We start from the raw sequence: 13,544 nt of genomic DNA on the forward strand, positions 1-13,544 counted from the left end.
TGCACCGCTGCGCCTTGAACACAACAATAACAAGACTGGAGACTCACCCCCATGTACTTCAAACGCACCTTGCTGGCCGCTGCACTCCCGCTGATGTTTACCTTCACTGGCGCCGCTCAGGCCCTGCAACTCAAATTCGCGGACATTCACCCCGCCGGTTACCCAACCGTGGTGGCCGAAGAAAACATGGGCAAGACCCTGACCAAGGAAACCAACGGCGAGCTGACCTTCCAATACTTCCCTGGCGGTGTGCTCGGCTCCGAAAAGGAAGTCATCGAGCAGATGCAAGTCGGCGCCGTACAGCTGTCTCGTGTCAGCCTGGGTATCGTCGGCCCCGTGGTCCCGGACGTGAACGTGTTCAACATGCCGTTCATCTTCCGCGACCAGCAACACATGCGTAACGTCATCGACGGCCCGGTAGGCGACGAAATCCTCGGCAAAATCACCAACTCCGAATTCGGCCTGGTGGCCCTGGCCTGGATGGACGGCGGCACGCGCAACATCTACACCAAGAAACCGGTGCGCAAGCTCGAAGACCTCAAGGGCATGAAAATCCGCGTGCAAGGCAACCCGATGTTCATCGACATGATGAACGCCATGGGCGGTAACGGCATCGCCATGGACACCGGCGAGATCTTCAGCGCCTTGCAGACCGGCGTGATCGACGGCGCGGAAAACAACCCGCCAACCCTGCTTGAACACAACCACTTCCAGAATGCGAAGTACTACAGCCTCACGGGTCACCTGATCCTGCCAGAGCCGATCGTGATGTCGAAAATCACCTGGGAAAAACTGACGCCGGATCAACAGGCGCTGGTCAAGACAGCCGCCAAGGCTGCCCAGGCCGAAGAGCGCGTGCTGTGGGACAAGAAGTCCGCTGCCAGTGAAGAAAAACTCAAGGCCGCCGGCGTCGAGTTCATCGAGGTCGACAAAAAACCCTTCTACGACGCCACCGCCTCGGTTCGTGAGAAATACGGCGCGCCGTATGCCGATCTGATCAAAAAGATCGAAGCCGTTCAGTAACGCCTCCCGCTCCGTCCCCATGAACAAGGCCCGGTGCGCCCGATGACTGCGGCGCACCCGGTTACGGTGGAACCCGATGAAGAATCTACTGCTGCGTATCAACGACAAGATCTACATGACGTGCATCTGGGTCGCCGGCCTTTCCGTCCTGGCGATTTCCCTGATGATTCCCTGGGGCGTGTTCGCCCGCTACGTGCTGGGCACCGGTTCGAGCTGGCCCGAGCCCACGGCGATCCTGCTGATGATGGTGTTTACCTTCATCGGCGCTGCCGCCAGTTACCGCGCCGGTGCGCACATGGCCGTGGCCATGCTCACCGACCGCATGCCGCCGCAACTGAGAACCGCGGCGGCGATTTTTTCCCAGCTGCTGATGGCGGCGATCTGCATCTTCATGACGATCTGGGGCGCCAAACTGTGCATGTCCACCTGGAACCAGTTCATGGCGGCCCTGCCCGATCTGCGCGTGGGCGTGACCTATCTGCCGATTCCGCTGGGCGGCTTTCTGACGCTGATTTTTGTTCTGGAAAAACTCTTGCTCGGTGACCAGAGCAAACGTCGAGTCGTGCAGTTCGACCTGGTTGAAGAAAGTGAAGGTGCCGCTTAATGGACGCTCTGATACTGCTGGGCAGTTTTATCGTATTGATCCTGATCGGCATGCCCGTCGCCTACGCGCTCGGCGCCGCCGCGCTGATCGGTGCATGGTGGATCGACATCCCGTTCCAGGCCGTGATGATTCAGGTCGCCTCGGGGGTGAACAAATTCTCGCTGCTGGCCATTCCGTTCTTCGTACTGGCCGGTGCGATCATGGCCGAGGGCGGCATGTCCCGTCGATTGGTGGCGTGTGCCGGGGTGCTGGTGGGTTTTGTCCGCGGAGGCCTGTCACTGGTCAACATTGTCGCCTCGACCTTTTTCGGCGCGATCTCCGGGTCGTCGGTGGCGGACACCGCGTCGGTGGGTTCGGTGCTGATCCCGGAAATGGAACGCAAGGGCTATCCACGGGATTTCTCCACCGCCGTGACCGTCAGCGGTTCGGTGCAAGCCCTGCTGACCCCGCCAAGCCATAACTCGGTGCTCTACTCCCTGGCCGCCGGTGGTACGGTTTCGATTGCCTCGCTGTTCATGGCCGGCATCGTCCCCGGACTGATGATGAGCGCCTGCCTGATGGTGCTGTGCCTGATCTTCGCGAAAAAACGCAACTACCCCAAGGGTGAAGTGATCCCGATGCGCCAGGCGTTGAAAATCGTCGGCGAAGCCCTCTGGGGCATGATGGCGATGGTGATCATCCTCGGCGGCATCCTGTCCGGTATCTTCACCGCGACCGAATCGGCGGCCATCGCCGTGCTGTGGTCGTTCTTCGTCACCATGTTCATCTACCGCGACTACAAGTGGAGCGAACTGCCGAAACTGATGCACCGCACGGTGCGGACAATTTCGATCGTGATGATCCTGATCGGTTTCGCGGCGAGCTTCGGCTACATCATGACCCTGATGCAGATTCCGGCGAAGATCACCACGATGTTCCTGACCCTCTCGGACAACCGCTACGTGATCCTGATGTGCATCAACGTCATGCTGCTGTTGCTCGGCACGGTGATGGACATGGCGCCGCTGATCCTGATCCTGACGCCGATCCTGATGCCGGTGATTCTCGGCATCGGCGTCGATCCGGTGCAGTTCGGCATGATCATGCTGGTCAACCTCGGGATCGGATTGATAACGCCGCCGGTGGGTGCGGTGCTGTTTGTCGGGTCAGCGGTGGGCAAAGTGAGTATTGAAAGCACTGTTAAAGCGTTGCTGCCGTTCTATGCCGTGCTGTTCCTGGTGTTGATGCTGGTGACTTACGTGCCCGCACTTTCGCTGTGGTTGCCGCACTTGGTGTTGTAACAACCTGAAAGATCGCAGCCTTCGGCAGCTCCTACAGAAGTCGCATTCCCATGTAGGAGCTGTCGAGTAAAACGAGGCTGCGATCTTTTGATCTTACCCACGCTCAGGCGCGAAATAGCATGTAGGCCGCCACCACCAGACAGACACTGGCAAACCCCACCTGCAACGCCCGCGCCGGCACCTGTGCACAGAGCTTGCGGCCGATGATCATGCCGACAATGCTGGCGACGATAAACGCCGCGCCCTGCCCGTCAATCCGCACACCGGCGTGAAAGGAGCCGATCACCCCGATCACCGAAATCAGGCTGATCACCATCAACGACGTAGCGACAATCCCGCGCATCTGCACATCGGTCAGTTGCTTGAACGCCGGCACAATCAAAAAGCCGCCACCGACACCGAGCAATCCGGACACCACGCCGGTAATTGCGCCCAACGCCGCCAATGTAGCGGTGCATTTGGCGGTCCAGTCAAAGCGTCCGGTTTGTTCATTGAGCATGCAGTTCTTCTGGCCCCAACTGGCGTGACCGTGATCGCTCGGCCCCTCCTGCTGACGCTCACGGCGCAGCATGCGCCAGGCCACCATGACCATCAGCAGACTGAACAGGATCATCAGGATTTTCTCCGGCAACTGGTGCGCGAAGTAAATGCCCAACGGCGAAAACACCGCACCCAACGCGGCAATCAACAACGCCGCGCGATAACGCACCAAGCCATGACGCAAACCGTCGATAGCACCAACCGCCGCCGCACTGCCGACTGCAAACAATGCGACCGGCGCTGCCTGAGTCATCGTCCAGCCCAACCCGAGCACCAGCGCCGGCACCGCAAGAATGCCGCCGCCGGCCCCGGTCAAGCCGAGGACCAACCCCATCACCATGCCAAACAGACTTGCCAGCAACATAGGGTTTTCTCAGTCGACCTTTGACAGACCAGTCAGCCACTCGCGGCCCTTGAGCATGCCGTTCCAGTAGAACCACGGCAGCAAGGTTGCCTTGAGAAACCACGCCGAACGCCGCGCCACGGTCGGGTCCAGTGGAAAAGTCGGCAGCACCTTGCCGGCATATCCAAACTCGGCAAGGATCACCTTGCCCTTCTCCACCGTCAGCGGGCAGGAACCATAGCCGTCGTACTTCAGCGGCAGCGGTTGTTGCTTGCGCAGGGCCAGCAAATTTTCCGCGACCACCACGACTTGCTTGCGCACCGCTGCGGCGGTTTTTGCGTTGCTGGTGCCGCAGATATCACCGAGGGCGAACACCTCGGGATAACGCGGATGCTGCAGGCTGTGCGGGTTGACTTCGCACCAGCCAGCAGCGTCGGCCAGAGGGCTTTGGGCGATGAAATCCGGCGAGATCTGCGGCGGCACGACGTGGAGCAGATCGAAGCTTTTCGCCTCACGGGTGACGTTGCCGTCAGCGTCCTTGATCTCGAACCACGCGGTTTTCGCCGGGCCGTCGACCTTGACCAGATTCGAGTTAAAGGCCAATTGCGCGTTGTACTTTTCGATGTACTTCATCAACGGCGGCACAAATGTCGCCACGCCGAACAGCGCGGCGCCGGCCAGGTTGAATTCAACATGGATGTTGTTCAGCGCACCGTTTTTACGCCAGTGATCGCAGGACAGGTACAGCGCCTTTTGCGGCGCGCCGGCACATTTGATCGGCATCGCCGGTTGAATGAACAGGGCTTTGCCGCCGCGCAATTTCTGCACCTGATCCCAGGTGTATTGCGCGTGCTGGTAGCTGTAGTTGGAGGTGACGCCGTGCTGACCGAGGCTTTCCGCCAAGCCTTCGATCTTCTCCCAAGCCATTCGCAGGCCGGGGCAGACGATCAGGTTCTGATAGCTGACCGTGCGCTCGTCGTTGAGGGTGAGTTGTTTTTTGTCGGGATCGATGCCGGTGACGGCGGCTTGAACCCAAGTGGCTTGGCGCGGAAGCACTTTGGCCATCGGCCTGACGGTGTCTTTCACGTCGTAAGCGCCACCGCCGACCAGCGTCCACGCCGGCTGGTAGTAATGGTGAGTGCTCGGCTCGATGACCGTGATGTTCAGGTGCGGATCACGCTTGAGCAGACTGGCGACAAAACCGATACCGGCCGTACCACCGCCGATGACCACGATGTCCGCACTGATGGATGGGCCCCAGTGTTGATCGTTCATTGCTTGTTCCTTCTGCTGCACGCAAGGAGTATCAGTCATACACAAAACCTGTGGGAGCTGGCTTGCCAGCGATGGCGGAGTGTCAGTCGCCATCAATGTCGGCTGACAAGGCCTAATCGCTGGCAAGCCAGCTCCCACAGGTTTAGAGGGTTGGCTGGCATTTATTGATGGCCCAGACTTTTCAGCACGGCTCCGCAATACAATCCAGACAGGGTTTTCATCACCTGAATGACTTCCGGACTGGCGAGGCCGTAAAAAATGTATTTGCCTTCACGACGGGTCGCGACCAGCCCTTCATCACGCAGAATGCCCAGTTGCTGCGACAGCGTCGGCTGGCGCACGCCGGTCATCTTTTCCAGTTCGCCAACGTTGCGTTCGCCCTGGGTCAGTTGGCAGAGGATCAACAGGCGATCCTCATTGGCCATGGCCTTGAGCAACGCGCAGGCCTTGGAGGCCGAGGCGCGCAGTTGGGCGACTTCACATTCGGTCAGACTGGATTGCATTTGCACGATGCCTTGAAGGTCACTTAAGCTGCGAACATTATGTTTTTAGATAAAGTGTTGCAACCCATTTTCCTTGTTCAGGTTGGTGTCCATGCCCGCGCAGATTGAATCTTTCCTCGACCCCGCCTCCTCGACTTACAGCTATGTGGTCTATGAAGCCGACGGCGGGCAATGTGCAATCGTCGATCCGGTGCTCGATTACGACGGCGCCGCCGGGCGTACCTGCACCGCCCAGGCCGACAAAATCATCGCCTTCGTTCGCACGCATAACCTGCAAGTGCAGTGGCTGCTGGAAACCCACGCCCATGCCGATCACCTGTCTGCCGCGCCCTATCTGCGCCGGGAGCTGGGTGGAAAAATCGCCATCGGCGAATCCATCAGCAAAGTGCAGAACGTGTTCAAGGCACTGTTCAATCTGGAGCCGGAGTTCTGCGTCGATGGCTCGCAGTTCGATCATCTGTTTGCGCCGAACGAGTCATTCAGGATCGGCAATCTCAAAGCCACTGCCCTGCATGTGCCCGGGCATACGCCGGCGGACATGGCCTATCTGATCGACGGCGAGCAGATTCTGGTGGGTGACACGCTGTTCATGCCGGATGTCGGCACCGCGCGTTGCGACTTTCCCGGCGGCAATGCCCATCAGTTGTTTGCCTCGATCCACAAACTGCTGGCCTTCCCCGCCAGCGTGAAACTCTACGTTTGCCACGATTATCCGCCCGAGGGGCGCGTCGCGCAGTGCCAGACCACGGTCGGTGAGCAGCGCAAAAGCAATATTCATGTGCATGACGGGGTTGATGAGGCGGCGTTTGTCGAGATGCGCACCCAGCGTGATGCCGGGCTGGGCATGCCGACGCTGTTGCTGCCGGCGATTCAGGTGAATGTGCGGGCGGGGAATCTGCCAGCGGCTGAGGACAATGGCGTCGTGTATCTGAAGATCCCGATCAACAAGCTTTAACAGCAAAAGATCGCAGCCTTCGGCAGCTCCTACAGTTGGAACGCGTTTTCCCTGTAGGAGTTGCCGCAGGCTGCGATCTTTTGATCTTCACGTCCCCAACGTCAAACCGTTCGCCGGCAGCGGCAATGCAGTTTTGTATCTCACTTGCTTCAGCGCAAAGCTCGACCGGATATTCGCCACCCCCGGCACTTTGGTCAGGAAGTCCATCATGAAGCGTTCCAGCGACTGAATCGTCGGCACCAGTACCCGGATCAGGTAATCCGGGTCTCCGGCCATGAGGTAGCACTCCATCACCTCAGGGCGATCGGAGATCGCCTCTTCGAAATGCTGCAACGCCTCCTCCACCTGTTTCTCCAGGCTGACATGGATGAACACGTTCACATGCAGCCCCAGCAGGTCGGCATCCAGCAGCGTGACCTGCTCGCGAATCAGCCCTAGTTCTTCCATCGCCTTGACCCGGTTGAAGCACGGCGTCGGCGACAGATTCACCGAGCGCGCGAGGTCGGCGTTGGTGATGCGCGCATTATCCTGAAGGCTGTTGAGAATGCCGATGTCGGTACGGTCCAGTTTGCGCATGAGACAAAACCACCTGTTTTTTATGTTTATGCAGAATTTCTATCTGCAAATCATCTCCAACGCAACGAAACAGAGATAAATATTCTTCTTGCCCGGGCCTATGATTGTTGTAGGACAAGATTTCTTCTACCGAAGAATGACTGCCAGCTCACTACAAGAAATTCACAAGATCGAGCGTAGAAGCCATGACCCAAGCGTATGAACCGCTGCGTCTGCACGTCCCTGAACCCTCGGGCCGTCCAGGCTGCAAAACCGATTTTTCCTATCTGCATCTGACCGATGCCGGTACGGTGCGCAAACCTCCCATCGACGTCGAACCTGCCGACACCGCCGACCTGGCGCGTGGGCTGATTCGCGTGCTCGACGATCAGGGCAATGCCCTCGGCCCTTGGGCTGAAAACGTGCCGGTCGAGATCCTGCGAAAAGGCATGCGCGCGATGCTCAAGACGCGCATCTACGACAACCGCATGGTCGTCGCCCAGCGTCAGAAAAAAATGTCGTTTTACATGCAAAGCCTTGGCGAAGAAGCCATCGGCAGTGCTCAGGCGTTGGCCTTGAACATCGACGACATGTGCTTCCCGACCTACCGCCAGCAAAGCATCCTGATGGCCCGCGACGTGCCGCTGGTCGACCTGATCTGCCAACTGCTGTCCAACGAGCGCGATCCGCTCAAGGGCCGTCAGTTGCCAATCATGTACTCGGTCAAGGACGCCGGTTTCTTCACCATCTCCGGCAACCTTGCGACCCAGTTCATTCAGGGCGTGGGCTGGGGCATGGCCTCGGCGATCAAGGGTGATACCAAAATCGCTTCGGCGTGGATCGGTGACGGCGCCACCGCCGAATCGGACTTCCACACCGCCCTCACCTTCGCTCACGTTTATCGCGCGCCAGTGATCCTCAACGTGGTGAATAACCAGTGGGCGATCTCGACCTTCCAGGCCATCGCCGGTGGTGAAGCCACCACTTTCGCCGGACGCGGCGTCGGTTGCGGCATCGCCTCGCTGCGCGTGGATGGCAACGACTTCTACGCTGTGTATGCGGCATCTGCCTGGGCTGCCGAACGCGCCCGCCGCAACCTCGGCCCGACCATGATCGAATGGGTCACCTACCGTGCGGGCCCGCACTCGACCTCCGACGATCCGTCGAAATATCGCCCGGCCGATGACTGGAGTCACTTCCCGCTCGGCGACCCGATCGCCCGTCTCAAACAGCACTTGATCAAGGTCGGCCACTGGTCGGAGGAAGAACACACCGCCGTCAGCGCCGAGCTTGAAGCCGAAGTGATTGCCGCGCAGAAACAGGCCGAACAGTACGGCACCCTCGCCGGCGGCCAGATTCCAAGCGCCGCGACCATGTTCGAAGACGTCTACAAAGAGATGCCGGAGCACTTGAAGCGCCAGCGTCAGCAGTTGGGGATCTGACATGAACGATCACAACAACAATATTCAGTTGGAAACCGCCATGACCACGACCACCATGACCATGATCCAGGCCCTGCGCTCGGCCATGGATGTGATGCTTGAGCGTGATGACAATGTCGTCGTGTTCGGTCAGGACGTCGGTTACTTCGGCGGCGTGTTCCGTTGCACCGAAGGCTTGCAGACCAAGTACGGCACTTCGCGCGTATTCGACGCACCGATCTCGGAAAGCGGCATCGTCGGCGTGGCCGTCGGCATGGGCGCTTACGGTTTGCGTCCGGTCGCCGAAATTCAGTTCGCCGACTACGTCTACCCGGCCTCTGACCAGATCATTTCCGAAGCGGCGCGCCTGCGCTATCGCTCGGCCGGCGAGTTCACCGCACCGATGACCCTGCGCATGCCTTGCGGCGGCGGCATCTACGGCGGCCAGACTCACAGCCAGAGCATCGAGGCGATGTTCACTCAGGTGTGCGGCTTGCGCACCGTGATGCCGTCCAACCCGTATGACGCCAAAGGCCTGCTGATCGCCTCCATCGAAAACGATGACCCGGTGATCTTCCTTGAGCCGAAACGCCTGTACAACGGCCCGTTCGACGGCCACCACGACCGCCCGGTAACGCCGTGGTCGAAACACCCGCAAGCCCAGGTCCCGGACGGTTACTACACCGTGCCGCTGGACGTTGCTGCGATTACCCGTCCGGGCAAGGACGTGACCGTGCTGACTTACGGCACCACCGTGTACGTGTCGCAAGTTGCTGCCGAAGAATCCGGCGTTGATGCTGAAGTCATCGACCTGCGCAGCCTGTGGCCGCTGGACCTGGAAACCATCGTCAAATCGGTGAAGAAAACCGGCCGTTGCGTGGTGGTACACGAAGCCACCCGCACCTGCGGTTTCGGCGCCGAACTGGTGTCGCTGGTGCAAGAGCATTGCTTCCATCACCTGGAAGCGCCGATCGAACGCGTCACCGGTTGGGACACTCCCTACCCGCACGCGCAGGAGTGGGCGTATTTCCCAGGGCCGTCCCGAGTGGGCGCGGCGTTGAAACGGGTCATGGAGGTCTGAATGGGCACGCACGTTATCAAGATGCCGGACATCGGCGAAGGCATCGCAGAAGTAGAACTGTCGCAGTGGCACGTCAAGGTCGGCGATCTGGTCGTTGAAGATCAGGTGCTGGCGGATGTGATGACCGACAAGGCGATGGTTGATATTCCATCGCCGGTACACGGCAAGGTGATTGCACTTGGTGGTCAGCCGGGTGAAGTGATGGCGGTTGGCAGTGTGCTGATCAGCATCGAGGTTGAGGGTGCCGGTAACTTGAAAGAGTCCGCCGCACCCGCGCCCGTTAAAGAGGCGCCGGTAGCACCGAAAGCTGAAGCGGTTCTTGAGAGCAAACCTGCTCCAGCCGCCCCGCGTTCGGCTGCCGTTTGCCAAGGCCCGATGGTTGCTCGCGAAGCAGACGAACGTCCTCTCGCCTCGCCGGCCGTGCGCAAACATGCGCTGGATCTGGGGATTCAATTGCGTCTGGTGCGCGGTTCCGGCCCGGCCGGTCGTGTGTTGCACGAAGACCTTGAATCCTACCTGGCGCAAGGTCAGTCGAACGCTTCAGCGCCGGTTGCTGCCGCGTACGCCCAGCGCAACGACGAAGAACATATTCAAGTCATCGGCATGCGCCGCAAGATCGCTCAGCGCATGCAGGACGCTACCCAGCGTGCCGCACACTTCAGTTATGTCGAGGAAGTCGACGTCACCGCGATTGAAGAACTGCGCGCGCATCTGAATGAAAAACATGGTGCCAGCCGTGGCAAGTTGACCTTGCTGCCGTTCCTCGTTCGCGCCTTGGTCGTCGCTCTGCGCGAATTCCCGCAGATGAACGCCCGTTACGATGACGAAGCCCAGGTCATCACCCGCCTCGGCGCGGTGCATGTCGGGGTCGCCACGCAGAGCGATGTCGGCCTGATGGTACCGGTGGTGCGTCACGCCGAGGCGCGCAGCCTGTGGGACAGCGCCACGGAAATCTCCCGTTTGGCTAACGCAGCACGCAATGGCAAGGCCAGCCGCGATGAACTGTCCGGCTCGACCATCACCCTGACCAGCCTCGGTGCACTGGGCGGCATCGTCAGTACGCCGGTGCTGAATCTGCCGGAAGTAGCGATCGTCGGCGTGAACAAAATTGTTGAACGGCCGATGGTCGTCAAAGGCCAGGTGGTGATCCGCAAGATGATGAACCTCTCCAGCTCGTTCGATCACCGCGTGGTCGACGGCATGGACGCGGCACTCTTTATCCAGGCCATTCGCGGCTTGATCGAACAACCTGCCACTTTGTTTGTGGAGTAAGGCGCGCATGCAATCTCTGAACACTACGCTGCTGATCATCGGCGGCGGCCCCGGTGGTTATGTAACGGCGATCCGCGCCGGGCAACTGGGCATCCCGACGATTCTGGTCGAAGGCCAATCGCTGGGCGGCACCTGCCTGAACATCGGCTGTATTCCGTCGAAAGCGCTGATTCACGTGGCTGAACAGTTTCACCAGACCCGGCACCACAGCCAGCATTCGGCGCTGGGCATCAGCGTTGCCACACCAACCCTCGACATCAACAAAAGCGTCGAGTGGAAGGACGGCATCGTTGATCGCCTGACCACCGGCGTCGCGGCGCTGCTGAAGAAGAACAAGGTTCAGGTCATCAATGGCTGGGCCAAGGTCATCGACGGCAAAACCGTCGACGTCGGCGACACGCGCATCCAGTGCGAGCACTTGGTGCTGGCCACCGGTTCGACCAGCGTCAATCTGCCGATCCTGCCGATTGGCGGGCCGATCATCTCCTCCACCGAAGCACTGGCACCGACATCCGTGCCGAAACGTCTGGTGGTGGTGGGCGGTGGCTATATCGGCCTGGAACTGGGCATTGCTTATCGCAAGCTTGGCGCCGACGTCAGTGTGGTCGAGGCGCAGGATCGCATCCTGCCGGCCTACGACGCCGAACTGACGCAACCGGTGCACGACGCACTGAAGCAATTGGGCGTGAAGCTGTACCTCAAGCACAGCGTGCTGGGTTTCGACGGCACGTTGCAGGTACGCGATCCCGAGGGCGAAACCCTCAACCTGGAAACCGATCAGGTGCTGGTCGCCGTCGGTCGCAAACCGAACACCCAGGGCTGGAACCTCGAAGCGCTGAATCTGGACATGAACGGTTCGGCGATCAAAATCGACAGCCGCTGCCAGACCAGCATGCGTAACGTCTACGCGATTGGCGATTTGAGCGGCGAACCGATGCTGGCCCACCGCGCCATGGCTCAAGGCGAAATGGTTGCCGAGCTGATCAGCGGCAAAACCCGCGAATTCAGTCCGACAGCGATTGCTGCGGTGTGCTTCACCGACCCGGAACTGGTGGTGGTCGGCAAGACCCCGGACGAGGCCAAGGCTGCGGGTCTGGACTGCATTGTTTCGAGTTTCCCGTTTGCCGCCAATGGTCGGGCGATGACGCTGGAGTCGAAAAGCGGCTTCGTGCGCGTGGTCGCTCGTCGGGATAACCATGTGATTGTCGGCTGGCAAGCGGTGGGCGTTGGCGTGTCGGAATTGTCGACAGCGTTTGCGCAAAGCCTGGAAATGGGCGCGCGGCTGGAGGACATCGGCGGCACCATTCATGCGCATCCGACCCTGGGTGAAGCGGTGCAGGAAGCAGCGTTGCGTGCCCTCGGCCATGCGCTGCACCTGTAAGTGGTAGTGGCAACACCGGCCCCTTCGCGAGCAGGCTCGCTCCCACATTTGAAATGCGTTCCACCTGTGGGAGCGACGGTGCGACGATTCGACCTGCTCGCGAATTCTTGAGGGCAACACGATTTATCTGTGTGTCATCCGATAGTCCGGGCTGCGAAACCGCTCAAGAATGAAGTATTGTTGTGCCCATCCAAAAAACGTCAGAAGCCTTGAACCGTTTCGACGGTTGTTCAGTGATAGAGGGTGTCATGGGTAACGAAAGCATCAATTGGGACAAGCTGGGTTTTGATTACATCAAGACCGACAAACGCTATCTGTCGTACTTTCGCGATGGCGAGTGGGACAAAGGCACCCTGACCGAAGATAACGTGCTGCACATCAGCGAAGGCTCGACTGCCCTTCACTATGGCCAGCAGTGCTTCGAAGGCATGAAGGCCTATCGTTGCAAGGACGGCTCGATCAACCTGTTCCGCCCGGACCAGAACGCCCTGCGCATGCAACGCAGCTGCGCGCGTCTGCTGATGCCGACGGTCGACACCGAGCAGTTCATCGAAGCGTGCAAAGCCGTGGTTCGCGCCAACGAGCGCTTCATTCCGCCATACGGCACCGGCGGCGCGCTGTACCTGCGTCCGTTCGTGATCGGCGTCGGTGACAACATCGGCGTGCGCACTGCACCCGAGTTCATCTTCTCGATCTTCTGCATCCCGGTCGGCGCCTACTTCAAGGGCGGCCTGACCCCACACAACTTCCAGATCTCCAGCTACGACCGCGCCGCCCCACAAGGCACCGGCGCAGCCAAGGTCGGCGGCAACTACGCGGCCAGCCTGATGCCGGGCTCGAAAGCGAAGAAAGCCAACTTCGCTGACGCGATCTACCTGGACCCGATGACCCACACCAAGATCGAGGAAGTCGGTTCGGCCAACTTCTTCGGGATCACCCACGACAACAAGTTCATCACCCCGAACTCGCCGTCGGTTCTGCCAGGCATCACCCGCCTGTCGTTGATTGAACTGGCGAAATCGCGTCTGGGCCTGGAAGTGGTTGAAGGCGATGTACTGATCGACAAGCTGTCGGACTTCAAGGAAGCCGGCGCTTGCGGTACTGCTGCGGTGATCACCCCGATCGGTGGTATCAGCTACAACGACCATCTGCATGTGTTCCACAGCGAAACCGAAGTGGGTCCTGTGACCCAGAAGCTCTACAAAGAGCTGACTGGCGTGCAGACCGGCGACATCGAAGCGCCAGCGGGCTGGATCGTCAAGGTTTGATCTGACGGGTGTTGATGTAGAAAAGCCCTCCACCGAGTGATTG

General features: G+C 59.8%; 13 protein-coding genes. 9 read left to right on the top strand and 4 right to left on the bottom strand.

The features are described 5' to 3' along the window. The first annotated feature begins 51 nt into the window (after positions 1 to 51). The 3 genes from RMV17_RS17855 (at position 52) to RMV17_RS17865 (ending at position 2,907) form a co-directional block, all read left to right on the top strand. Positions 52 to 1,023, top strand: coding sequence for a TRAP transporter substrate-binding protein (locus tag RMV17_RS17855; RefSeq protein ID WP_311881506.1), 972 nt, complete (start codon positions 52 to 54; stop codon positions 1,021 to 1,023). 76 nt (positions 1,024 to 1,099) lie between these two features. Next, positions 1,100 to 1,627, top strand: a complete 528-nt coding sequence (locus RMV17_RS17860; protein WP_034156125.1) for a TRAP transporter small permease — start codon at positions 1,100 to 1,102, stop codon at positions 1,625 to 1,627. Further along, positions 1,627 to 2,907 (top strand): TRAP transporter large permease, encoded by a 1,281-nt coding sequence (locus RMV17_RS17865; protein WP_311881508.1) that lies wholly within the window; start codon positions 1,627 to 1,629, stop codon positions 2,905 to 2,907. Before RMV17_RS17860 ends, RMV17_RS17865 begins: the two co-directional genes overlap by 1 nt. Positions 2,908 to 3,010: 103 nt before the next feature. Here the strand turns inward: RMV17_RS17865 and RMV17_RS17870 are convergent, their stop codons facing one another. The 3 genes from RMV17_RS17870 to RMV17_RS17880 all read right to left on the bottom strand — a co-directional run bounded on the left by RMV17_RS17870 (position 3,011) and on the right by RMV17_RS17880 (position 5,568). Continuing rightward, positions 3,011 to 3,811 (bottom strand): sulfite exporter TauE/SafE family protein, encoded by an 801-nt coding sequence (locus RMV17_RS17870; RefSeq protein WP_311881510.1) that lies wholly within the window; start codon positions 3,809 to 3,811, stop codon positions 3,011 to 3,013. Between the two features lie 9 nt (positions 3,812 to 3,820). Continuing rightward, a complete protein-coding gene (locus tag RMV17_RS17875; RefSeq protein ID WP_311881512.1) occupies positions 3,821 to 5,065 on the bottom strand; it encodes an FAD/NAD(P)-binding oxidoreductase in 1,245 nt (414 codons plus the stop codon). Between the two features lie 161 nt (positions 5,066 to 5,226). Further along, positions 5,227 to 5,568 (bottom strand): ArsR/SmtB family transcription factor, encoded by a 342-nt coding sequence (locus RMV17_RS17880; protein WP_007915092.1) that lies wholly within the window; start codon positions 5,566 to 5,568, stop codon positions 5,227 to 5,229. Positions 5,569 to 5,659: 91 nt separating this feature from the next. Between RMV17_RS17880 and RMV17_RS17885 the strand changes: the two genes are divergently transcribed. After that, the gene (locus tag RMV17_RS17885) at positions 5,660 to 6,523 is read left to right on the top strand and encodes an MBL fold metallo-hydrolase (protein WP_311881514.1); all 864 of its coding nucleotides are present in this window, start codon (positions 5,660 to 5,662) and stop codon (positions 6,521 to 6,523) included. An 87-nt stretch (positions 6,524 to 6,610) separates the two neighbouring features. Here the strand turns inward: RMV17_RS17885 and bkdR are convergent, their stop codons facing one another. Then, a complete protein-coding gene (bkdR, locus tag RMV17_RS17890) occupies positions 6,611 to 7,099 on the bottom strand; it encodes a Bkd operon transcriptional regulator BkdR (RefSeq protein ID WP_311881516.1) in 489 nt (162 codons plus the stop codon). A 185-nt stretch (positions 7,100 to 7,284) separates the two neighbouring features. On the opposite strand from bkdR, the gene RMV17_RS17895 reads away from it, so the two are divergent. The 5 genes from RMV17_RS17895 (at position 7,285) to RMV17_RS17915 (ending at position 13,501) form a co-directional block, all read left to right on the top strand. Beyond that, positions 7,285 to 8,520 (top strand): 3-methyl-2-oxobutanoate dehydrogenase (2-methylpropanoyl-transferring) subunit alpha, encoded by a 1,236-nt coding sequence (locus tag RMV17_RS17895; RefSeq protein WP_311881517.1) that lies wholly within the window; start codon positions 7,285 to 7,287, stop codon positions 8,518 to 8,520. Between the two features lies 1 nt (position 8,521). After that, positions 8,522 to 9,580: an alpha-ketoacid dehydrogenase subunit beta gene (locus RMV17_RS17900; protein WP_003224000.1), complete on the top strand. Its 1,059-nt coding sequence runs from the start codon at positions 8,522 to 8,524 to the stop codon at positions 9,578 to 9,580. After that, positions 9,581 to 10,852, top strand: a complete 1,272-nt coding sequence (locus RMV17_RS17905; RefSeq protein WP_311881518.1) for a dihydrolipoamide acetyltransferase family protein — start codon at positions 9,581 to 9,583, stop codon at positions 10,850 to 10,852. A 7-nt stretch (positions 10,853 to 10,859) separates the two neighbouring features. Further along, the gene (lpdA, locus tag RMV17_RS17910; RefSeq protein WP_311881520.1) at positions 10,860 to 12,233 is read left to right on the top strand and encodes a dihydrolipoyl dehydrogenase; all 1,374 of its coding nucleotides are present in this window, start codon (positions 10,860 to 10,862) and stop codon (positions 12,231 to 12,233) included. Between the two features lie 248 nt (positions 12,234 to 12,481). Next, on the top strand, positions 12,482 to 13,501 hold the full coding sequence (locus RMV17_RS17915; protein WP_008086978.1) for a branched-chain amino acid aminotransferase: 1,020 nt from the start codon (positions 12,482 to 12,484) through the stop codon (positions 13,499 to 13,501). The last annotated feature ends 43 nt before the right edge of the window (positions 13,502 to 13,544 follow it).

It is taken from the genome of Pseudomonas sp. VD-NE ins (genome assembly GCF_031882575.1).
GTDB classification, from domain to species: Bacteria; Pseudomonadota; Gammaproteobacteria; order Pseudomonadales; family Pseudomonadaceae; genus Aquipseudomonas; species Aquipseudomonas fluorescens_BZ.